This is a genomic window from Micromonospora sp. LZ37 (assembly GCF_059359015.1).
This window is the reverse complement of sequence record NZ_JCADBL010000003.1, coordinates 83,024-104,224: the sequence shown is the minus strand read 5'-3', so window position 1 is coordinate 104,224 and position 21,201 is coordinate 83,024. Positions and strand designations below refer to the sequence as shown.

Sequence of the window (21,201 nt, the reverse complement as noted above, 5' to 3'; positions counted from 1 at the left end):
GAGACTCTACGACCGTCCACTCACGCCTCGGAGGCGACATGTACACGCTCCGTACCGTGCCCCGCCGGCTCGTCGCCGCCACCGGGGCGCTGCTGCTCGGCGCGGCGCTGACCGCCGCCGCCACGCCGCCCGCCCGGGCCGCCGCCGGACCCGACGTCGGGTACGTGCGCCTCGCGCACCTCTCCCCCGACACCCCCGCCGTGGACGTCTACCTCTCCGCGCCGGGCGCGGCCGAGCCCCGGGTCTTCCCCGCCGTCGGCTACGGCGTGGTCTCCCAGTACCTGACCCTGCCCGCCGGCCGCTACGCGGTGGCGATGCGCGAGGCGGGCGCCCCGGCCAGCCAGCCGCCGGTGCTCACCACCGAGGTGGCCGTCGAGGCCGGCGCGGCGTACACGGTCGCCGGGGTGGGCCGGCACGCCGACCTGGGCCTGCGGGTGCTCGCCGACGACCTCAGCGCCCCCGCCTCCGGGCAGGCCAAGGTCCGCGTGGTGCAGGCGTCGGTCCGGGCGCCGGTGATCGACGTCGTGGCGACCGACGGGCCGGCCATCGCCGACGCGGTCCGCTTCGCCACCACCACCGGATACCGCGAGGTGGAGCCGGGACGCTGGCGGCTGCGGCTGGGCGGCGACCACGGCCCGACCACGGACGCCGAGGTCACCCTCAGCGGCGGCCGGGTCTACTCGCTGCTGGTGCTGGACGCCGAGCGCGGCGGGCTCGCCACCGAGCTGCGCGAGGACGCCCGGGGCGGGGTGGTCACCCCCGCCGGCGGGGTGCCGGCCGGGGCCGGTGGGTTGGCCGGGGGCGGGCGCGGGGCGTACCCGATGGTCGCCGGCGGCCTCCTCGCGGCGGCCGTGGTGGTCGGGGCGGCGCTGCTGGTGCGACGCCGGCGGCGGCCGGTCTGGTGACCACCCGGCCCGGCTTCGCGATCCGGCGGCACCGCGACCGCCGGGTACCGCTGGCCGCGCTGGCCGCGGCCGGCGCGGCGGCCTGCCTCGCCGCCGGCACCCAGGTCGGGCTGGCCGGGGAGGCCCGGCCGGTGCCACCGGCGAGCTGGCGGCCGGGCTGCGCCGACGGTTGCGCCAGGACCGCCGCCCCGCCGCCCACGCCGCAGGGTCCACCCACCCGGGTACGCGTCGCGCGGATCGGCGTCGACGCCGACCTCGCGGTGCTCGGGCTGAACGCGGCCGGCGAGCTGGTGCCGCCGGCCGACCACGACCGCGCCGGCTGGTACGGCGGCGGCCCCCCGCCGGGCGACCCGGGTCCGGCGGTGATCGCCGGCCACCTCGACTCCCGCCGCGGGCCGGCCGTCTTCGCCCGCCTCGGCGAGCTGCGCGCGGACGACCGGATCGAGGTCCGGCGCGGCGACCGGTGGATGCTCTTCCGGGTGACCGCTTCGCTGCGCACCCGGAAGGACACCTTCCCCAGCGCCCGGGTGTACGGCCCCACCCCCGGCCCGGAGCTGCGCCTGATCACCTGCGGCGGCGACTTCGACCGGCGCACCGGCCACTACCGGGACAACGTGGTGGTCTTCGCGGTCGCCGAGGCGACGGGCGACCCACTGCCCCGCTCGGCGGCCGGCTGAGCGTCAGACCGGCCGGCGGCCGGCGAAGCCGCACTCGGCCCGGTGGTACCAGCGCACGTCGGTGTCCCCCTCCAGCCAGCACCAGAGCACCGGCCGGCCGTCGCGTTCGCCGGGGAAGTCCAACAGCACCGGGGCGATGCCCTTGACCTGGATGTCGTGGCCGTTCAGCTCCTCCAGCACGGCGTGCAGCCGGGCCTCCAGCGCCTTCACCTCGGCCCGGCCGCCGAGCGCCGAGACGCCCGCGCCCGCCAGGTCGGCGCGGAGTTCGGCGAGGTCGGCGCGGAGCCGGATCAGCTCGTCGACGCGGGGACGCAGGGTGGCCGCCAGGTGCCGGGCCTGGGCGAGGGTGAACACCCGGCAAGTATGGGCCACCGGGGCCGCTGCCGGCCGGCCGGGAACCGCGCACCTGCTGCTCCGGGGTTCCAGGGACGTCCGGGGCCGGTCGACGTGCCCGGCTCGCGCCGGGAACGGGCCGCCCGGCGTGCCCGGCGACCCGCCTCAGTCGGCCTGCGCGGCCAGCTCGCGGGCCCGGTCGCGGGCCGCCTCCAGCGCGGCGAGCAGCGCCGCCCGGACCCCGTGCTTCTCCAGCTCGCGGACGGCGGAGATGGTGGTGCCGGCGGGTGAGGTGACCGCCTCGCGGAGCTTCACCGGGTGCTCGCCGGAGTCGCGCAGCATCACCGCCGAGCCGATCGCGGTCTGCACGATCAGCTCGTGCGCCACCTGCCGGGGCAGGCCGAGCAGGATGCCGGCGTCGATCATGGCCTCGACCAGCAGGTAGAAGTACGCCGGGCCGGAACCGGAGAGGGCGGTCACCGCGTCCTGCTGCGACTCGGGCACCCGGATCGTCGCCCCGAGGGGCTTGAACATCTCCTCGGCCAGCTCAAGGTGCTCGCCGGAGGCGTGCGCGCCGGCCGAGATGGCGGTCATCGCCTGGTCCACCAGGGCCGGGGTGTTGGTCATCACCCGCACCACCGGGGTGCCCTCGGGCAGCCGGCGGGCGAAGAAGCCGGTGGGCAGACCGGCGCAGAGCGAGATGACCAGCTTGTCCGGCGGCACCTTGGGGCCGATCTCGTCCAGCAGGACCGCCGCGTCCTGCGGCTTCACCGAGATCGCGAGCACGGCGGCCTCGTCGACCGCGGTGAGGTTGTCGACCACCCGTACGCCGTACCGGGCGGTCAGCTCCTCGGCGCGGGCCGGCCGCCGGGCGGTGGCGAGCAGCCGCTCCACCGGCCAGCCGGAGCGCAGCAGCCCGGAGAGCATCAACTCGCCGATCTTGCCGGCGCCGATCACCGCGACCGTGTGCCTGCCGGGTGCCATCGCAGTCGTACCCCTTCCGTGACGGAGGCCGGCGACGCGGCGGGTGGCCCGCCGCGCCGCCGGCACCGGGCGGTCAGCTGCCGAAGAAGACCTCGGCCTCGGCGTACCGCTCCAGCGGCACCGTCTTCAGCTCACGGGTGGCCTCGGCCAGCGGCACGCGGACGATGTCGGTGCTCTGCATCGCCACCATCTTGCCCCAGTCACCCTCGTGCGCCGCGTCGATCGCCTGGAGGCCGAGCCGGGTGGCGAGCACCCGGTCGAACGCGGTCGGGGTGCCACCGCGCTGGATGTGGCCGAGCACCACGGTGCGGGCCTCCTTGCCGGTCTTCGCCTCCAGCTGCTGGGCGAGCCACTGGCCGATGCCGCCGAGGCGGACGTGGCCGAACGCGTCGAGCTCCTGGTTGTGCAGCACCATCTGGCCGTCGAGCGGCTGGGCGCCCTCGGCGACCACCACGATCGGGGCGTACTGGTGCTGGAAGCGCTTCTCGACGTAGCCGGCGACCTGCTCGACGTCGAACTGCCGCTCCGGCAGCAGGATCACGTTGGCGCCGCCGGCGAGGCCGGCGTGCAGGGCGATCCAGCCGGCGTGCCGGCCCATCACCTCGACCACCAGGGTGCGGTGGTGGCTCTCGGCGGTGGTGTGCAGCCGGTCGATCGCCTCCATCGCGATGTTGACGGCGGTGTCGAAGCCGAAGGTGTAGTCGGTGGCGCCGAGGTCGTTGTCGATCGTCTTCGGCACGCCGATCACGTGGACACCGAGCTCGTGCAGCTTGGTGGCGACGCCGAGGGTGTCCTCGCCGCCGATCGCGATCAGCGCGTCCACGCCCTGGGCGGCGAGGTTCTCCTTGATCCGCTCGACGCCGTTCTCGATCTTGAACGGGTTGGTCCGGGACGAACCGAGGATGGTGCCGCCGCGCGGCAGGATGCCGCGGACCTCCGCGATGCCCAGCGGCCGGGACAGGCCCTCCAGCGGGCCCTTCCAACCGTCCTGGAAGCCCACGAACTCGTGGGAGTAGGTGGCGACGCCCTTGCGGACCACCGCCCGAATGACCGCGTTGAGACCTGGGCAGTCGCCGCCGCCGGTGAGCACGCCGATACGCATGATCTGCTCATCCTCCTGGAGCATCAGGTGAAGCCCGGTTAAGCCCCAGGGTATGTGTCAGATCAGACCATCGGCGCCGTTGCCGGCCCGGGGCGGGCCGTCAGTGCGCACTGTAGTCGGCGCGGGTGTCCGACCACACCGCGCCCCGGGCGGTCCCACCCGCCGGGCCGGCTACCGGTCAGTAGCTGACCTCGTGGTTCTCCCCCGCCCTGGGCGGCCGGCCGGTCACCGCCGCCTTGGCGAACCCGAGCAGGTTGACCACCGTGCTGCTCGGCGAGTCCCAGTACTCCGCGGAGCCGGCGTGCACCTTGATCAGGGTGAGTCCGGGGGTGTCCAGGCCGTCCGGGAACCAGGTCTTCAACAGCGGGTTCCACAACTGCTCGGCGCGGGCCCGGTCGTACCCCTCGCGGGCGGTGCCGGAGACCGACACCCAGGCGTGGTGCCGCTGGTCGGAGAAGGCGACGTTGACCTCGGGATTCACCCGGATCTGGCGCACCTTGGCCGAGTCGGCGTAGGCGAAGAACCACAGGTCGCCGTCGAACTCGGCCTCCTGGAGGCCCATCGGGCGGCTCACCATCCGGCCGTCCACCCCGATGGTGGTGAGCATGCAGATCCGCGCCTGACGAATCAGTTCGGTGACCCGCCGGCGGGCGTCGGCGGCGGTGGTCGGCTCGTTGGACATGACGATCCCCTTCGCGTCGGCTCGTCAGACCCTGCCCTGGACGGACCGGGTCAAACCTACGGGAACTGGCCACACCCGCCACCGCCGGCCGGCTCAGCCGCCGGTCATCGCCCGCCAGCGGGCCAGGTTGTGGCGGGCGTCGACCAGGGCGTCGTGCCGGTCGGCCGCGGCGTCCGGCAGCGTCGGCCGGCCCCGGTCGTCCCAGAGCTGACGCAGCTCCTTGGTGAACCGGGGGATCTCCCGGGGCAGCGCCGGCATCGCCCCCCAGAGCTGGGCCAGCACCACGTGGTCGTAGGCGGCGTACCAGGCCCAGAGTTCGAGCTGCTCGCCCGGACGGTCCCGGATCGGCTCCATCAGGAACTCGTACAGGTCGTCGCGGATGCGCTCCCGGGAACGCCAGGCGCGGTCGGCCGGTGACGGGAGCTTGTCCAGGACGTTGCGGCGCACCCAGGGCACGGCCCGGGAGTCGTCGAACTGGGTGGAGACCGCGTAGAACTCGCGGCCGTACTCGTCGACGACGCCGATCGAGACGAGGTCGACGATCCGGCCGTCCTCGATGAATTCGCAGTCGTAGAAATAGCGGTAGACCATCGGGGTCATCCTGTCCCATGGCCGCCGGCCGGCGCCGGCCGGGTCCGTCCGCCGCGCCGCCGGGCACCCCGGCCACGGCCCGGTTGGCGGTGGATCCGCACCTCAACGCGCCGCTCGCGACGACCCGGCGGCGTCACGGAAGTGAATTGAGGGGTGTACAGCAAGCGACCGGACCGTCATGATCTGATGTGTACCGCTACCGGACACCGATTCGGTTCAGTCGACCTCGCACCGGGCAGATCGGAGTTCACCCGGTCAGCGAGGGTTTGGTCCTTGACCGGGGAGGGGTTGGGCCGTGGAGATGCGCCTGCCGGAGCCGGGTGACGCCCTCACGGGCGTGGAGATGTTCGCCGGGCTGGAGCCGGAGGTGCGACAGCGGGTCATCGCCGCGGCGGTGCCCCGCACCTACCGCAAGGGCCAGCTGCTCTTCGTGGAGAACGACCCCGGCGAGTCGCTGATCGTGCTGCGCCGCGGCGCCGTGGCGGTCTTCCGCACCGCGCCGACCGGCGAGCGGGCCGTGCTGTCGGTGATCCGACCCCCGGACGTGCTGGGCGAGGTCTCCCTGTTGGACGCCTCCACCCGGTCGGCCTCGGCGGAGGCCATCGAGGACTGCGCCGCGCTCGCCCTGTCCCGGCCCGCCTTCATGGAGCTGGTGCACTCCAACCCGCGCATACTCGACGCGGTGATGCGCTCCCTCGGCGCGCTGATCCGCCGGCTGACCGAGCAGAACGCCGACCACGTCTTCCTCGACCTGCCCGGCCGGGTGGCCAAGACGCTGGTCCGGTTGGCCGGCGAGAGCCAGGCCCCGATGATCACGATCGAGCTCAACCAGAGCCAGCTGGCCGAGATGGCCGGCGGCTCGCGGCAGAGCGTCAACCAGGCCATCGGCTCCTTCGCCAGCCGGGGCTGGCTGCGCACGGAGGGCCGCCGGATCGTGGTCACCGACGTCTCGGCGCTGCGCCGCCGGGCCGGGATGAACGAGCGCTGACGCAGCCGCGCTCCGCCCCCGACCCGACGCTCCACGGAAACGGCAGGGCCGGCGGACCGTCGGTCCGCCGGCCCTGCCGGTGAATCACTTGGTGGTGTCGTCCGCGGGCGGGGCGCCCGGGCCGGGACCGATCTTCTCCGGCGGCGTGCCCGGGCCGGGACCGATCTTCTGCGGATCGGTGGACGTGGTGGTCGACGTGGTGGTGGTGTCGTCGGCGCTCTGGCCGTCGGGGTTCTCTACCATTCCGTGCTCCTCCAGTCGGGCGAGAGTGACCGCGTCGACATCCACCGTTTCGCCCGGGGACCGGACCGTCCCGTCCGGGTCGGTCCAGGGGGCGGACAGTCTCACCTGCACGGCACTCTCCTGACGGGTGAACCTTCCTCGTGAGGAAGGGTAGTCCCGGCCGATCAGTCGCAGGGTCCGGCCGCACGTCGGGTACCCGACTGACCGGCCGGACACCGATACTGGGACCTCCTCACGTACGGAGCCCGACATCGACCTCAAGTGTGGACACTGCTCCCGGGCGGCAGGGCCGGACGACCGCTTCTGCGGCGGCTGCGGACAGGCGCTGACGCTCGCCTGCGCCGCCTGCGGGCACGCCAACGGCACCGAGGCGAACTTCTGCACCAACTGCGGCCAGCCGCTGCGCGACCACGCCGTCGTGGTGCAGGAGGACCGTCGCCAGGTCAGCGTGCTCTTCATCGACATCGTCGACTTCACCACGTACGCCGAACGGGCCGACCCGGAACAGGCCCGCGGCCTCCAGCAGGCGTACTTCGCCACCGTGCGCAAGCTGGTCCACCAGTACGGCGGGGTGGTGGAGAAGTACATCGGCGACGCGGTGATGGCGCTCTTCGGCGCCCCCGTCGCCACCGACAACGACGCGCTGCGCTGCGTCCGGGCCGGGCTGGAGCTCCAGCGCAGCCTGGCCCGGCAGGCCGCCGGCCCGCAGCGGCCGCTCGAGTTCCGGGTCGGCATCGCCAGCGGCGAGGCGCTGGTCGACCTCTCCGCCACCCGCGACGGCGGGCAGGCCTTCGTCACCGGCGACGTGGTGAACACCGCCTCCCGGTTGCAGGCGCTCGCACCGCCCGGTGGCGTGGTCGTCGACGAGAGCACCTGGTCGGCTACCCGGCACGAGATGGAGTACGTCGACCGTCCACCCGTGACACTGCGCGGCCGCTCCGCGGTCAGCCGGCTCTGGCTGGCGGTGCGGGCCCGCCCGCGCGCCGACCCGCGCACCGCCGAGCTGACCCCGATGGTCGACCGGGACCACGAGCGCGGCCTGCTGGTCAGCGCGCTGCACCGCACGGTCACCGAACGCGCCTCCCAACTGGTGACCGTCTTCGGTCCGGCCGGGGTGGGCAAGAGCCGGCTGCTGCGGGAGCTGTCCCGGCACGCCGCGAACCTGCCCGGGCACCGGGTGACCTGGCTGGTCGGCCAGTGCCCGCCGTTCGGCGAGAACGTCACCTACGCCGCGCTCGCCGACATCGTCCGCGGCTGGGTGGGCGCGCCGGAGACCGACGACCCGGCCGTCCTGCGGGAGCGGCTGCGGCAGCGGTTGGCCCAGCTCGCCGACCCGCACGCCGGGAACCTGGCCGGCGCGCTGGGGCCGCTGGTGGGCGTACCCGGGGAGCGGCTCAGCCCGGGCGAGACGGAGGCCGCCTGGCGGCGTTTCCTGCTCACGCTGGCCGCGCAGGGGCCGACGGTCCTGGTCTTCGAGGACATGCACTGGGCCGACCAGGCGATGCTCACCTTCGTCGAGCAGCTCGGCGCGGCGGCGCGGGGCGTACCCCTGCTGGTCCTGGCGACGGCGCGGCCGGAGCTGCGGGAACGGCAACCGGCCTGGACGGGCACCATCAGCGGCGCGATGTCCCTGTCGGTGCCGCCGATGCACGACACGGACATCGACGCCCTCTACTCGCTGCTGCTCGGGAAGGCCGCGCTGCCGGCCTCGGCGCGCACGCCGCTGATCGAGTTCGCCGACGGCAACCCGCTCTACGCCCAGGAGTACGCCCGGATGCTGCTCGACGGCGGCCTGCTGGAGCCGGCCGCCCGGCTGGACCTGGCCGGGACGTCGGGCATGCCGCGCACGGTGCAGGCGGTGATCGCCAACCGGCTGGACCTGCTCGACCCGGCCGACCGGGCGGTGTTGCAGGCCGCCGCGGTGGTCGGGGTGCAGTTCTGGCCGGCGCCGGTGGCCACCGCGCTGGGCCGGCCGGTGGAGTGGGTGGAGCGGGCGCTGGACCGGCTGCACCGCCGCGACATGGTGTACGAGCTGCCGGCCTCCACCATGCCGGGGCAGCCGGAGTACCGGTTCCGGCACATCCTGGTGCGGGACGTCTGCTACCAGCGGCTGCCCCGCGCGGAGCGGGTGCTGCGGCACCAGCGCACCGCCGAGTGGCTGGAGCAGCTGGCCGACGCGCGTCAGCACGACCTGGCGGAGGTGCTGGCCAACCACCGCTGGACGGCGCACGAGATCGCCCGCACGATCGGCCTCGACCCGGCCCCGTACGCGCTGGCCGCCCGGACCGCCCTGCACCGCGCCGCCCGTCGGGCGTACGCGCTGCACGCGTTGGAGAACGCGGCCACGCTGGTCGCCCGGGCGCTCGCCGTCTCCCCCGAGCCGGATCCGGCGCTGGAGCTCTTCGACGCGGAGCTGGCCCTCTTCCGCGACGGCGACGGGTTCCTGGTCGACGGCGGCACCGGGCGGCTGACCGAGCTGGCCCACCGGCTGGCCGCCGCCGGGGACCGGACCGGGGCGGCCCGGGCCTGGACTTTGCTCGCCACCGCGGCGTGGAGCCGGGCCGACCGGTCGGAGACGTTGCGCTGCCTGGACCGGGCGATCGGCATCTACGCCGGCCTGCCGGACACCGCGGAGAAGGCGGAGGCGCTGCTGGAGCTGGCCCGGGTACGGATGCTCAACGCCGAGACCGACCCGGCGTGCGCGGCCGCCCGGTCCGCGGCCGAGCTGGCCGACCGGCTGGAACTGCCGGAGGTGCGGGCCAACGCCCGGATCACCCTGGCGGTGGCCCGCTACCTGGCCGGCGCCGCGGAGGCGTACGGGGAGCTGACGGAGGTGGCCGAGCACTGCCGGGTGGAGCGGCTGACCAGCCGGCGCCGGGCGGTGCAGAACCTGGCCTGGGCCGCGCAGGAGGAGGGCGACCTGACCGGGTCGGCCCGGCTGGTCGAGGAGCAGCTCTCGCTGGACCTGGCCGGTGGGCACAGCCTCGCCACGAGCTTCGCCGACCAGTGGGCCCGGGCGTACTACGCCGGTGACTGGGTGGCCGCGCTGGAGGTGGCGGCCGAGTCGACCCGGCGGCCGACCGCCGAGTGGGACCTGCACATCGTGGCGGTCTCCGGCTGGATGCGGGCGCTGCGCACCCCGCCGGAGGGCGGGGAGTTCGCGCCGGGGGTCGGGGAGCCGGACCACGTGGCCCGGGCGCTGGCCGCCGCCCGGCGCAGCGGGTTCCACCGGGTGCTGCGCTCGACGCTGGCCCACGCCGCGCTCTGCCGGGCGGTGCGGGGGCTGCGGGACGAGGCGATGGAGTTGCTGGTGGAGCTGGACGAGGACTGGCGGCGGACCCGGATGATCCCGTTCGCCGAGTGGGTGCCGGCAGTGGGGCACGTCGCCGCGGTGCTCGGCCCGGACGCGGCCCGGCTGGTCGGGGGGATGCTCGTCCGGGCGCCCCGCGCCACGCCCTGGGCCGCCGCGGCCGGGCAGGTCGCCGACGCGACGCTGGCCCTGGCCGAGGGGGATCCGGGCACCGCCGCGCGGCTGTTCGGAGCGGCGGCGCAGAGCTACGCGCGGATGACCGACACCACCGACCACGTGCTGACCACCGCGCTCTCGCTGGGCGCGCTCGCCGCCGCCGATCCGGCCGGAGCGACGCCCGCGCGGGACCGGGTACGCGAGTTCGCCGAGCGCAACGACGTACCCGGGCTGCTCCGGCTCGCCGCGCCGGCCGGGGTGGACGGCGGCTGAGCGGGCGGGGCGGCGCTCAGGCGGCGACGGGCAGGGACGGGGTGGGCTCGGTCGGGGCGGGCTGGCTCTTCAGCTTGGCCGCGTACATGTCGACGTACTCGCGGCCGGAGAGCTCCATCAGCTCGTACATGATCTCGTCGGTGACCGCGCGCTCGACGAACCGGTCGCCGGCCAGGCCGGCGTAGCGGGAGAAGTCGAGCGGCGGGCCGAACCGGATCCGCACCCGGGCGATCCTGGGGATCAGCTTGCCGGGCGGCTGGATGTGGTCGAGGTTCAGCATCGCCACCGGGACCACCGGGGCGCCGCTCTCCAGGGCCAGCCGGGCCACGCCGGTCTTGCCCCGGTAGAGCCGGCCGTCGGGCGACCGGGTCCCCTCCGGGTAGATACCGGCGACGCCGCCGGCCCGCAGCACCTTCAGCTGGGTGTCCAGGGCGGCCTGGGCGGCCCGGCCGCCGGAGCGGTCCACCGGGATGCAGCCGGTCCCGGCGAAGAACGCCTTGGTGAGCCAGCCTTTGATGCCCTTACCGGTGAAGTATTCCGCCTTGGCGACGAATGTCACTTTTCGCGGGACGATCAGCGGGGTGAAGATCGAGTCGGAGAAGGAGAGGTGGTTGCTGGCGAGGATCACCGGACCGGTCTCCGGCACGTGCGCCAACCCCTCCACCTGCGGCCGGAAGATCAGCCTGAGCAGCGGGCCGAGGATGATGTACTTCATCAGCCAGTACAGCAACGGGGTCCTTCCAGAGCAGGGGTCGGGCGACCCCACCGGGGCCGGGTGGGCCGCCGGGGGCACCGGCGCCGCCGTCGTGGGCGCCGGTGGGTGGGAACGTCCGCCCTGAGCCTACGAACCGGGAGCGGCACGCCACAACGCACTCCCGGAACCGGGTCCTGACGTGTCACGATTCAGAGCACGGCGTACGGGGCGCCGGGACGACCGCGCCGCGGGGCGCGACAAGGAGGATGTCCGGGTGTCAGCGGGTGGCGCCCGCCGGGGACGGCGGGACAACGGGCTCGACGCGAGCGAGTACGCCGTCGCGGGCGACGTCGACCCGCGCGTCGGCGAGCATCTGCTCGACGTGCTCGCGGCCGGCGGGATCGCCGCCTACCTGCAACCCTCGGCCGACCTCAACCCGATCACCCGCACCACCACCGTGCCGTCCCGCCCGGTCGACCGCCTGTACGTGGACCGCTCGCACCTGACCACCGCCCGCGACTACCTCACCCAGCTCACCGACGAGTCGACCCCGGAGCCGCCGCGCGGCGAGCCGGACGTCGACGCCGAGTGGGACCGGATCGTCGCCGCCTTCCACACCGCGCCGGCGGCCGGCAGCCACCCGTGGCCCGCCGCCGAGGACGTCGACGAGGAGCCCGCCGACCAGGCCGGTCCCGGCGGCGGTCCGTCCGCCCGCGCCGAGGAGGCGACCGGACCGACCGCCACGGACGTGCGGCGGCTGCCGTACGCGGCGGACATCTCCGGGATCTCGGTGGGCCGGGGGCGGCAGGAGGAGCCGTCGCTGCTGGACGGGCTGGACACCTTCGGCGCCGACCTGCCGGACGACGACGCGGAGGAGGGCTACACCCCGCCCCCGCCGCCGCCGCTGCCCCGGGTGTCGAAGTACGCCGTGGTCGGCGTGCTGTCGGTGGTGGTCGGGTTCGTGCTCTTCCTCAACCCGGCGCTGCTGCCGGTGGACGCCTCGGTGGTGACCCTGCTCGGCTTCACCGGCATCCTGGCCGGCTTCGTCACGCTGGTCTGGCGGCTGCGCCCCGGTGACGAGGACGACCACGACCCCGACGACGGCGCGGTGGTCTGAGCGCCCGCCCGCATCCCGGGACGTCGCCGCCCCCGCCGAGGGGGTAACAGTGGTGTAACTTACGGTCAGTAGGAATACCGCTGTCCGTCACTTCCCCCTCCGACTGCCCGGTTCTTCCTCCTGTCGGCCGGCCGGTCCGCTGCAGATCGGAATGCCCGAGATGCGACAGACTTCCCTAGTGGTGGTGGCCCACCGGCTCCCCATCGACGACAGCGCGGCACCCGACGGCGCCTGCGAGTGGCGCCGCAGCCCCGGCGGGTTGGTCAGCGCGCTGCACCCGCTGCTGCGGCACAGCCCTGCGACCTGGGTCGGCTGGGCCGGCGGCACCGGCGGCGCCCCCACCCTCGCCGACGTCGACGGCGTCCGCCTGCACAGCGTCGCCCTGACCACCGACGACCTGCGCGACCACTACGAGGGCTTCGCCAACGCCACCCTCTGGCCGCTCTACCACGACGCGGTCGAGCAGCCGGAATACCACCGACGCTGGTGGGAGGCGTACCAGCGGGTCAACCAGCGGTTCGCCGAGGCGGCCGCCGAGGTGGCCGAACCGGGCGCCGTGGTCTGGGTGCAGGACTACCACCTGCAACTGGTCCCCGGCCTGCTCCGGGCGCTCCGCCCCGACCTGCGGATCGGCTTCTTCCTGCACGTGCCGTTCCCACCGCCGGAGCTGTTCATGCAGCTTCCCCGCCGGGCGGAGCTGCTGCGCGGCATGCTCGGCGCCGATCTGATCGGCTTCCAGCGGGCCCAGGCGGCGCACAACTTCGCCCAGCTCGTGACGAAGGTGCTCGGCCTGCCCGCCACCGACCGGCGGATCGGCGTCGACGACCGGGTGGTCCGGATCGGGGCGTACCCGGTGTCGATCGACACCGCGGAGATGGCCGCGCTCGCCGGCCGCCCGACCGTGACCGACCGGGCCGCCCGGCTGCGCCGCGACCTCGGCGCCCCCGAGCACGTCATCCTCAGCGTCGACCGGATGGACTACACCAAGGGCATCGAGCAGCGGCTCAAGGCCTACAGCGAGCTGCTCGCCAGCGGGGACGTGAAGGTCCGGGACACCGTGCTGGTCCAGGTCGCGATGCCCAGCCGGGAACGCGTCGGGCAGTACCAGATCCTGCGCGAGCGGATCGAACGCGAGGTGGGCCGGATCAACGGCGAGTTCGGCCGGGTCGGCGAGCCGGCCATCCACTACCTCACCCAGCCCTTCGATCGGACCGAGCTGGCCGCCCTCTACCGGGTCGCCGACGTCATGGCGGTCACGCCGCTGCGCGACGGGATGAACCTCGTCGCCAAGGAGTACGTCGCCGCCCGGGTGGACGACACCGGGGCGCTGCTGCTCAGCGAGTTCGCCGGCGCGGCCGCCGAGCTGCCCCAGGCGTACCTGGTCAACCCGCACGACCTGGAGGGGCTCAAGCAGGGCCTGCTCTCGGCGCTGCGGGCCGCCCCGGAGGACCTCGGCGACCGGATGCGGGCGATGCGCGCGCACCTGCACCGCCACGACATCCGGGCCTGGGCCCGCTCCTACCTCAGCGCCCTGGACGACACCGGCTCACTGGTGACCCGGCTGGGCGGCTCGGGCTGAGCCGCCCCGTCACCGGGCCGACGGGTCCTTGACCAGCCAGTCGAGGATCGCGTCGATCGGCTCCCGCCAGCGGGCGTCGAGCATCAGGTCGTGCCCCATCCCCGGAAAGAGCAGCGGCGCCGCCCCGTACCGGCGGGCGGCGTCGTTCAGCGCGGCCGGGGGGACCACCCGGTCGTCGGGGCTGCCCAGCACCAGCACCGGCGGCCGGCCCACCGCCGGCTCGGCCTCCCGGCCGGCCAGCAGCTGCCACTGTGCCCGCCGGCCGGCCCGGCCGAGTCGGGAGACGTACCGGCGGGCGTCGGCCTCCGGCAGCTCCCGGCTGAACAGCTGCCGGCGGTGCAGTCGCAGCGGGCCGCCGACCACCGCGGGCAACGTGCCGAGGGGGTTGCGGCGCAGCGCCGTGCCGGCCGTCGGCCAGCCGCCGAGCACCGGGGCGGCCAGCACCGCCGCCCGCGCCGGATAGCGGGCCAGCGCGTGGGTCACCACGAGCGCCCCGGCGCCGTGCCCCACCAGCACCGCCCGGCGCGGCAGGCCCGCGGCCACCTGGACCACGTCATGGGTGTACGCCCGCAGCGTCGCCTCCGGCGCCGGCTCGCTGCCGCCGTGCCCGCGCAGGCTCAGCGCGTACGCCGGGAAGCCGCGGGACGCGGCGTGCTCCAGCCAGTGCTCGGCGAACGCCCAGGCGCCGTGGCCGAAGCCCGGCACGAACAGGATCGGCGGGCGCCCCTCCTCCAGCTCCGGGGCCGCGCCCAGCACCTCCCGCCGGACCGGCCGGACCGGTCGGGCCCACTCCCGGCCCCGCATGATCCGCAGCCGCTCACTCATCGGGTCCGCCTTTCGTTCGCGACTGCGGGACTCCGCTGCGCTGCGTTCCTCGCGCTCACCGGGCCTGCCTTTCGTTCGCGACTGCGGGACTCCGCTGCGCTGCGTTCCTCGCGCTCACCGGGCCTGCCTTTCGTTCGCGACTGCGGGACTCCGCTGCGCTGCGTTCCTCGCGCTCACCGGGCCTGCCTTTCGTTCGCGACTGCGGGACTCCGCTGCGCTGCGTTCCTCGCGCTCACCGGGACTTCTCCAACTCGTCGAGGGCGCGCTGCACCGCGCGCAGGTAGTCGGCGTGGCCCACCTCGAACCAGTGCCGGCTGCTGTCCTTGACCTTCCCCGAGTACCGCTCCCCCGCGCCGGCCGCCACCTTCGCCCCGAAGGCCGTCGCCCGGTCCGGCCGGGTCGCGCGCAGCTGGAGCAGCCGGGCGAAGAGGACGGTCTGCCAGTGCGACAGGGTGAAGATGCCGGAGTCGGGCTGCACCAGACCGGCCACCGCGAGGGTCGGGTGGCCCGGGACGAGGGCGTTGAGCCAGAGCCGGGGCCGGCCCACGCCCTCGGCGTCGCCGAGGATCGTCGGGTCGAGGAACTCGAAGCGCGGCAGGTAGCCGGTGGCGAAGACGACCAGCTCCGGGTCGATCTCCCGACCGTCGGTGAGGGTCACCCCGCCGGCGTGGAAGCGGGCCAGCTCCGGCACCGGGGTGATCCCGCCGTGGCCGACGTAGTAGACCAGCTGGCTGTTGGCGATCGGGTGGGTCTCGTAGACCCGGTGGTCCGGCTTGGGCAGCCCGAACCGGGTCAGGTCGCCGACGGTGAGCCGCAGCGTCCAGTGGTAGAGCCACTGCCGGACGCGCAGCGGCACCCGCAGCGCGAGCAGCGCGTCGTTGACCTGGTCGGCGGGGCGGCCGAGGACGTACTTCGGGGCGTACCAGTAGCCGCGGCGGGTGGAGTGCCAGCAGTGGGACGCCTGCTGGGCCGCCTCCACCGCGATGTCGCAGCCGGTGTTGCCGGCGCCGACCACCAGCACCCGCTTGCCGCGCAGCTGCGCTGGGTCCTTGTAGGACGAGGCATGCATGATCTCGCCGCGGAACTCCTCCAGCCCCTCGTAGCTGGGCAGCTTCGGCGACCAGTTGTGCCCGTTGGCGACCACCACGGCGGCGTACCGGGAGGTGCGCTCCGGGCCGTACCCGCCGGTGCTGCGGGTGGTGACGTCCCACCGGTCCCCGGCCACCGGCTCCACCCGGACCACCTCGGTCCCGAACCAGATGTGCCGGCGCAGGTCGAAATGGTCGGCGTAGCGCTCGAAGTAGGAGAGCAGCTGGCTGTGGTGCGGATAGTCCGGCCAGGAGTCCGGCATCGGGAAGTCGGGGAACTGGGTGAACGGCCGGGACGAGATGAGGTGGGTGCTGGCGTAGACCGGGCTGCGGTCGTGCCGCCAGTTCCAGGCGCCGCCGACGCCGGTCTCCCGCTCGTAACAGTCGACGCCGAAGCCGTGCTCGGCAAGGTTCTTCACGGCCGTGAGGCCGCTGGCGCCGGCGCCGATCACGCAGACCGTCTCGCCCCGGTCGGAGACCGGGCGGCCGTCCCGGCTCAGGGCGAGCGTGGTGGTCTCCGGATCGGGCCGGCCGTGCTCGGTGGAGGAGGACACCGGGAATCTCCTTAGGTGCGGCACGAACGCCGGTCCGGCGAGCATCCTTCCCGCACCGGCGACCCCTTGTCCAGCCCGCCACGGGGAGCAGGGACGACGGGCGCGCCCGACCGTCGCGGCGCGACGGTCGGGCGCTGCCCTGAGCGGCGGGTCAGCCTGCGGTGGGCAGCAGCAGGTCGACCAGGACCGGGAAGTGGTCGCTGGCCCGGCGGGTCAGCGGGGTGTCGACCACGTCGTAGCCGACCACCGCCACGCGCGGGTCGACGAAGAGCGCGTCGATCCGCCGGCGCGGGTCGGCGCACGAGTACGTGTGCCGGTCGGCGGCGTCCGCGGCCACCGCCGCGTCGGTCAGTCCCTCCCCGACGGTGCGCCAGGCCGGGCCGTCCGGGCCCTCGTTGAGGTCGGCGCCGCAGACCACCGGCAGGTCGCTCCGGGCCAGTTCGCGCTTGAGCAGGGCGGCCTGACCCGGGCGCTCCCCCGGGTCGGTGGACAGGTGGGAGCCGGCCAGCAGGAACCGGGCGCCCCCCACGACGCACTCCGCGTACGCCGCGCCGCGCAGGTGCCGGCCGGGGGTCAGCGGGAACCGCTGGCAGCGGGTCGCGGTCACCCGGACCCGGAGACTGGTCAGCAGCAGGTTGCCCAGCGAGGGCAACCCGCCGGCGGCGACCACCAGGCCGAAGGACTCGGCCAGCGCGGCGGACTTCTGCCGCCACCGGAACCGGCGCGGCGCCTCCTGCACGATCACCACGTCGGGCGCGGCGGCGCGGACCACCGCCGCCAGCGCGGCGGTGTCGTCGCGCTGGCTGTGGATGTTGTACGACACCACCCGCAGCGGCACGCCACCCGGCGCGGCGGCCCCCGGTCCGGCGGCGCTCACAGCCGGCGGGCGAGGTCGGCGGCGCCGATCACGCCGGCGGTGTTGCCCAGCTCGGCGGGGCGCACCTCGGCCACCGGGAGCCGGCTGCGCTGGGCCAGCGCGTCGGTGAAGGAGCGCCGGGTCGGGCCGAGCAGCAGGTCGCCGGCCTCGACGACGCCGCCGCCGACCACCAGCACCTGCGGGTCGAGGATCTGCGCCATGTCGGCGAGGCTGGTGCCGAGCCAGCGCCCGATCTGGGCGAACGCCTCGGCGGAGATCGGGTCGCCGGCCTGCGCGGCGGCGGTGACCATCCGGCCGGTGACCGCCTCGGCGTCGCCGCCGGCCAGCTCCAGCAGCGCGGCGGCGCGCTGCGGCTCCTGCCGGGCGCCGGCCCGGGCGAAGCGGACCAGAGCGCTGCCGCTGGCGTACTGCTCGATGCAGCCGAGCCGGCCGCAGCCGCACTGGTGCCCGTCCGGGACGGTCAGCATGTGGCCCAGCTCGGCCGCGATGCCGTTGGCGCCGCGCAGCAGCTCGCCGCCGAGCACGATGCCGCCGCCGACCCCGGTGCCGATGGTGAACATGACCATCGAGTCGTCGGCGTCGCGGGCCGCGCCGTAGCGGAACTCCGCCCAGGCGGCCACATTGGCGTCGTTCTCCACGATCACCGGCAGGCCGGTGGCGGTGCTGACGTACTCGCGCAGCGGCTCGTCCCGCCAGGCCAGGTTGGGGGCGAAGAGCACGGTGGAGCGGGAGGCGTCGATCCAGCCGGCCGCGCCGATGCCGACCGCGCCGACGTCGTGGCCGGTCGCCAGCTCGGTGACCAGCTCGATGATGACGTCGCGGGTCTTGCCTACGTCGTCCGCGGGGGTGTCCCGCCGGGCCTGCACGAGAACCTTGCCGGTGTCGTCCACGACACCGCCGGCCACCTTCGTGCCACCGACGTCGACTCCGATGGTCAGCGTCACCGCTGCCACTCCCCTCTGCTGTGCTGACCGACATCGGCCGGGAACCGGCCGTGCGATGCCGGGATGTCCGGTGGTCAGGCCTCGTCGCCTGGTGCGTCCCCGCCCGCGCCGGCCGGCGCACGCAAGGCGGGCACCACCGGAGCATCGGCCGTCGGCCGAGCCTGGGCCGGCGTGACCGGCCCGGCGTCGTCGCCGGGCGGGGCGGCGGCGGCCGGCACGACCGTGTCCTCCGCCCGGGTGGCGGCGGACCAGACGTCCCGCTGCGGCGCCGACGGAGAATCATGCCCGGTACGGGTGGCCTCGCGCCACACGCGGTCGGCGGCCGGGCCCTCGCCCGCGGTCCCGCCGGGCGGCTCGGCGGCGGCGGGCGGCGACCCCGGGGTGGGTTCCCCGGCCCCGGGCGGGCCGAACGCGCGCATCAGGCTGGCGATCCCGGCGGCCAGGTCGCCCGCTCCGGTGGCGAGCCGCTCCGCGAATTCGGGACTCGGGTCCCGCAACGCCGCGATACCGCGGCAGACCGGACAGATGCAGCATTCGGGCGATCCGGTGGCGAATCCCCCGGACTGACCGGGGTGGGCGCCCGTGGATCGGGAACCGCCGGCACTGTGACCGAGGACACCCGTCAGGATCCCACCGAGCGGACCCCAGGGGCCCGCCCCGGACGTGGCCGAGGCCAGCCGGGCCGTCGCGAGCAGCGTGGCCACCAGCCGCTCGGCCTCCTCCCGGGCCGAGCCCGGATCCGTGCTCCCCATGCCCGGCTCCCCTACCCCGCCGCCGACGGCCGCGTCACTGCGCCGCACCGGAGGTCTCTACCCGGCGCTTGAGCTGCTTCAACGCCGTGTCCATGATCATTTTCTCGGCCTTGCGGCGAAACATCCCGAGCATCGCGACCGACAGCTCGACCTCCAGGGTGTAGGTCACCGTCGAGGTGCCGTCCGGGTTGCCGACGATGTCGTACGACCCCCGCTGGGACCGCTGCATCTTCGACGGCGCCACCAGGTGCCACTCGATCCGGGACAGGTCCTCGGCGTACTCGTACGCCAGCACGTACTCGTCGGCCATCACGCCGGCGTCGATGGTGAAGCGGACCTGGCTGGCATAGCCGTCCTCGTACTCCTCCACCACCTCCACCCGCTGCACCGCGTCGGTCCACTGGGGGTAGCTCGGGAAGTCGCTGATGACCGCGGCCACCCGGTCCGGTGACGCGCCGATGATGATCGACTGGGTGGAGGAGTCCGCCATGGGGGGAGGCTACCCGGCGCGTCCCCCGCGCGCGCCGCTCCACCCCGCCACGCCACGCCGCGCCGGGCGCGGCCGCCGTCGCGTCCCGGTGGGGGCGCGCCGTCGCGTCCCGGTAGGCACCCGGGCAACCTGCCTGTCCCATTGGCCGGGGCGGACGGGTAGGTTGCGACAGAGCCGACCCCCGGGGCGGCCGGCCAGAGCAGTGCGAGCACGAGGGAGTGCAGGTGCGCGAGTTCTCCGTTCCGCCGATCGTCACCATCGGCGACGCGGCCAACCTGACCGATCCGGTCTGGGACAACGCCGAGGTCGCGCCGGACGCGGTGCAGTTCGTCCGGCTCGGTGGGGACGGCGCGCGGACCGAGGTGACCTGCCGGCAGTTCCGCGACGAGGTGGTCGCGGTCGCCCGCGGCCTGGTCGCCGCCGGCGTCTCCCCCGGCGACCGGGTCGGCCTGATGAGCCGCACCCGGTACGAGTGGACCCTGCTCGACTACGCCATCTGGGCGGCCGGCGGGGTGACCGTGCCGATCTACGAGACCTCCAGCGCCGAGCAGGCCGCCTGGATCCTCGCCGACTCCGGCGCGGTCGCCGTCGTGGTCGAGTCCACCGCGCACGCCACCCTCGTCGCCGGGGTCCGGGACCGGCTGCCGGAGCTGCGCCAGGTGTGGCAGATCGAGCTGGGCGGGGTGGACGAGATCGTCGCGGCCGGCGCCGCGGTGGAGCCGGCCGAGGTCGAGCGGCGCCGCAAGGCCGTCGGCGCCGGCGACCTCGCCACGATCATCTACACCAGCGGCACCACCGGTCGGCCCAAGGGTTGCGTGCTGACCCACCGCAACATGTACGCCGACATCGCCAACGCCGTGCCGGTGCTGCCGAACCTCTTCGGGGAGGGCGCCTCCACCCTGCTGTTCCTCCCGCTGGCGCACGCCTTCGCCCGGCTCATCCAGATCGGCGTCGTGCAGGCCCGGGCCACCATGGCGCACTGCCTCGACACCAAGAACCTCGTCGGCGAGCTCCAGGAGTTCAAGCCGACCTTCGTGCTCTCCGTGCCCCGGGTCTTCGAGAAGGTCTACAACGGCGCCCGGCAGAAGGCCGAGGCGGACGGCAAGGGCGGCATCTTCGACCGGGCCGAGCGGGTGGCGATCGCGTACAGCGAGGCGCTGGAGACCCCCGACGGGCCGGGTCTGGCGCTGCGCGCCCAGCACGCGCTCTTCGACAAGCTGGTCTACCGCAAGCTGCGCGCCGCGCTCGGCGGCCGGTGCCGCGACGCCATCTCCGGCGGCGCGCCCCTCGGGGCCCGGCTCGGGCACTTCTTCCGCGGCATCGGGGTGACCATCTGCGAGGGCTACGGCCTGACCGAGACCTCCCCGGCCGCCGCCGCGAACCTGCCCACCGCGACCAGGATCGGGACCGTCGGCCGGCCGCTGCCCGGCGTCACCGTCCGGATCGACGACGACGGCGAGATCCTGCTCTCCGGCGACCTGATCTTCCAGGGCTACTGGAAGAACGAGCAGGCGACCGCCGAGGCGCTCACTGCCGACGGCTGGTTCCGCACCGGCGACCTGGGCCAGCTCGACAACGACGGCTTCCTCAGCATCACCGGCCGCAAGAAGGAGATCATCGTGACGGCCGGCGGCAAGAACGTCGCCCCGGCCGTGCTGGAGGACCAGGTCCGGGCGCACCCGCTGATCAGCCAGTGCGTGGTGGTCGGCGACGCCAAGCCGTTCATCGGCGCGCTGGTCACCGTCGACGAGGAGGCGCTGCCCAAGTGGCTGGCCGCGCACGACCGGCCGGCAGAGACCACGGTCGAGCAGCTGCGCGACGACGAGACGCTGCGGGCCGAGATCCAGGGCGCGATCGACCAGGCCAACCAGTCCGTCTCCAAGGCCGAGGCGATCAAGGTGTTCCGCGTCCTGCCCCGCGACTTCACCGAGGCGACCGGCGAGCTGACCCCGTCGCTCAAGGTCAAGCGGCAGGTCGTGCACAAGACGTACGCGTCCGAGATCGCGGACATCTACCGAGGCTGACTACGATCCGTCA

20 protein-coding genes are annotated in these 21,201 nt (G+C 74.6%); 7 read left to right on the top strand and 13 right to left on the bottom strand.

Annotated features, from left to right (window positions below; translation table 11 throughout):
• Positions 1 to 38 precede the first annotated feature (38 nt).
• On the top strand, positions 39 to 905 hold the full coding sequence (locus tag AC5L3Z_RS08120; RefSeq protein ID WP_494840771.1) for a DUF4397 domain-containing protein: 867 nt from the start codon (positions 39 to 41) through the stop codon (positions 903 to 905).
• Positions 902 to 1,582 carry a class F sortase gene (locus AC5L3Z_RS08115; RefSeq protein ID WP_494840770.1) on the top strand — a complete coding sequence of 227 codons (681 nt, stop codon included), beginning with the start codon at positions 902 to 904 and terminating at the stop codon, positions 1,580 to 1,582. Before AC5L3Z_RS08120 ends, AC5L3Z_RS08115 begins: the two co-directional genes overlap by 4 nt.
• A 3-nt stretch (positions 1,583 to 1,585) precedes the next feature.
• On the opposite strand, the gene AC5L3Z_RS08110 is transcribed toward AC5L3Z_RS08115, so the two are convergent.
• From AC5L3Z_RS08110 to AC5L3Z_RS08090, 5 genes are all read right to left on the bottom strand, one after another.
• Positions 1,586 to 1,936 carry a DUF2203 domain-containing protein gene (locus tag AC5L3Z_RS08110; RefSeq protein ID WP_494840769.1) on the bottom strand — a complete coding sequence of 117 codons (351 nt, stop codon included), beginning with the start codon at positions 1,934 to 1,936 and terminating at the stop codon, positions 1,586 to 1,588.
• A 144-nt stretch (positions 1,937 to 2,080) separates the two neighbouring features.
• Positions 2,081 to 2,899, bottom strand: coding sequence for a pyrroline-5-carboxylate reductase (proC, locus tag AC5L3Z_RS08105; RefSeq protein WP_334529301.1), 819 nt, complete (start codon positions 2,897 to 2,899; stop codon positions 2,081 to 2,083).
• A gap of 73 nt (positions 2,900 to 2,972) precedes the next feature.
• Complete coding sequence (locus AC5L3Z_RS08100) at positions 2,973 to 4,001, bottom strand: 6-phosphofructokinase (protein WP_334529330.1); 1,029 nt, start codon at positions 3,999 to 4,001, stop codon at positions 2,973 to 2,975.
• 178 nt (positions 4,002 to 4,179) lie between these two features.
• Entirely contained in the window at positions 4,180 to 4,683 is a 504-nt protein-coding gene (locus tag AC5L3Z_RS08095) for a pyridoxamine 5'-phosphate oxidase family protein (RefSeq protein WP_334529304.1), read from the bottom strand.
• 93 nt (positions 4,684 to 4,776) lie between these two features.
• Positions 4,777 to 5,274: a polyadenylate-specific 3'-exoribonuclease AS gene (locus tag AC5L3Z_RS08090; protein WP_494840768.1), complete on the bottom strand. Its 498-nt coding sequence runs from the start codon at positions 5,272 to 5,274 to the stop codon at positions 4,777 to 4,779.
• Between the two features lie 295 nt (positions 5,275 to 5,569).
• Between AC5L3Z_RS08090 and AC5L3Z_RS08085 the strand changes: the two genes are divergently transcribed.
• Positions 5,570 to 6,262 (top strand): Crp/Fnr family transcriptional regulator, encoded by a 693-nt coding sequence (locus AC5L3Z_RS08085; RefSeq protein ID WP_334529310.1) that lies wholly within the window; start codon positions 5,570 to 5,572, stop codon positions 6,260 to 6,262.
• Between the two features lie 84 nt (positions 6,263 to 6,346).
• On the opposite strand, the gene AC5L3Z_RS08080 is transcribed toward AC5L3Z_RS08085, so the two are convergent.
• On the bottom strand, positions 6,347 to 6,616 hold the full coding sequence (locus AC5L3Z_RS08080; protein ID WP_494840767.1) for a hypothetical protein: 270 nt from the start codon (positions 6,614 to 6,616) through the stop codon (positions 6,347 to 6,349).
• A gap of 52 nt (positions 6,617 to 6,668) precedes the next feature.
• Between AC5L3Z_RS08080 and AC5L3Z_RS08075 the strand changes: the two genes are divergently transcribed.
• Positions 6,669 to 10,244, top strand: a complete 3,576-nt coding sequence (locus tag AC5L3Z_RS08075) for an ATP-binding protein (RefSeq protein ID WP_494841272.1) — start codon at positions 6,669 to 6,671, stop codon at positions 10,242 to 10,244.
• Between the two features lie 16 nt (positions 10,245 to 10,260).
• Here the strand turns inward: AC5L3Z_RS08075 and AC5L3Z_RS08070 are convergent, their stop codons facing one another.
• Positions 10,261 to 10,974 (bottom strand): lysophospholipid acyltransferase family protein, encoded by a 714-nt coding sequence (locus AC5L3Z_RS08070; RefSeq protein ID WP_494840765.1) that lies wholly within the window; start codon positions 10,972 to 10,974, stop codon positions 10,261 to 10,263.
• Between the two features lie 238 nt (positions 10,975 to 11,212).
• On the opposite strand from AC5L3Z_RS08070, the gene AC5L3Z_RS08065 reads away from it, so the two are divergent.
• Positions 11,213 to 12,055, top strand: coding sequence for a DUF308 domain-containing protein (locus tag AC5L3Z_RS08065; RefSeq protein ID WP_494840764.1), 843 nt, complete (start codon positions 11,213 to 11,215; stop codon positions 12,053 to 12,055).
• Between the two features lie 160 nt (positions 12,056 to 12,215).
• On the top strand, positions 12,216 to 13,634 hold the full coding sequence (locus tag AC5L3Z_RS08060; protein WP_494840762.1) for an alpha,alpha-trehalose-phosphate synthase (UDP-forming): 1,419 nt from the start codon (positions 12,216 to 12,218) through the stop codon (positions 13,632 to 13,634).
• A gap of 9 nt (positions 13,635 to 13,643) precedes the next feature.
• Here AC5L3Z_RS08060 and AC5L3Z_RS08055 read toward each other — a convergent pair whose 3' ends face one another.
• The 6 genes from AC5L3Z_RS08055 to AC5L3Z_RS08030 form a co-directional block, all read right to left on the bottom strand.
• Complete coding sequence (locus AC5L3Z_RS08055) at positions 13,644 to 14,459, bottom strand: alpha/beta hydrolase (protein WP_494840761.1); 816 nt, start codon at positions 14,457 to 14,459, stop codon at positions 13,644 to 13,646.
• A gap of 232 nt (positions 14,460 to 14,691) precedes the next feature.
• On the bottom strand, positions 14,692 to 16,101 hold the full coding sequence (locus tag AC5L3Z_RS08050) for a flavin-containing monooxygenase (protein WP_494840760.1): 1,410 nt from the start codon (positions 16,099 to 16,101) through the stop codon (positions 14,692 to 14,694).
• 151 nt (positions 16,102 to 16,252) lie between these two features.
• Positions 16,253 to 16,978 (bottom strand): endonuclease/exonuclease/phosphatase family protein, encoded by a 726-nt coding sequence (locus tag AC5L3Z_RS08045; protein WP_494840759.1) that lies wholly within the window; start codon positions 16,976 to 16,978, stop codon positions 16,253 to 16,255.
• A complete protein-coding gene (locus tag AC5L3Z_RS08040) occupies positions 16,975 to 17,922 on the bottom strand; it encodes an ROK family glucokinase (protein WP_494840757.1) in 948 nt (315 codons plus the stop codon). Before AC5L3Z_RS08040 ends, AC5L3Z_RS08045 begins: the two co-directional genes overlap by 4 nt.
• 74 nt (positions 17,923 to 17,996) lie before the next feature.
• Positions 17,997 to 18,674: a hypothetical protein gene (locus AC5L3Z_RS08035; protein ID WP_494840755.1), complete on the bottom strand. Its 678-nt coding sequence runs from the start codon at positions 18,672 to 18,674 to the stop codon at positions 17,997 to 17,999.
• Between the two features lie 34 nt (positions 18,675 to 18,708).
• A complete protein-coding gene (locus tag AC5L3Z_RS08030) occupies positions 18,709 to 19,164 on the bottom strand; it encodes an SRPBCC family protein (protein WP_334529349.1) in 456 nt (151 codons plus the stop codon).
• 224 nt (positions 19,165 to 19,388) lie between these two features.
• Between AC5L3Z_RS08030 and AC5L3Z_RS08025 the strand changes: the two genes are divergently transcribed.
• On the top strand, positions 19,389 to 21,188 hold the full coding sequence (locus tag AC5L3Z_RS08025; RefSeq protein ID WP_494840753.1) for an AMP-dependent synthetase/ligase: 1,800 nt from the start codon (positions 19,389 to 19,391) through the stop codon (positions 21,186 to 21,188).
• The last annotated feature ends 13 nt before the right edge of the window (positions 21,189 to 21,201 follow it).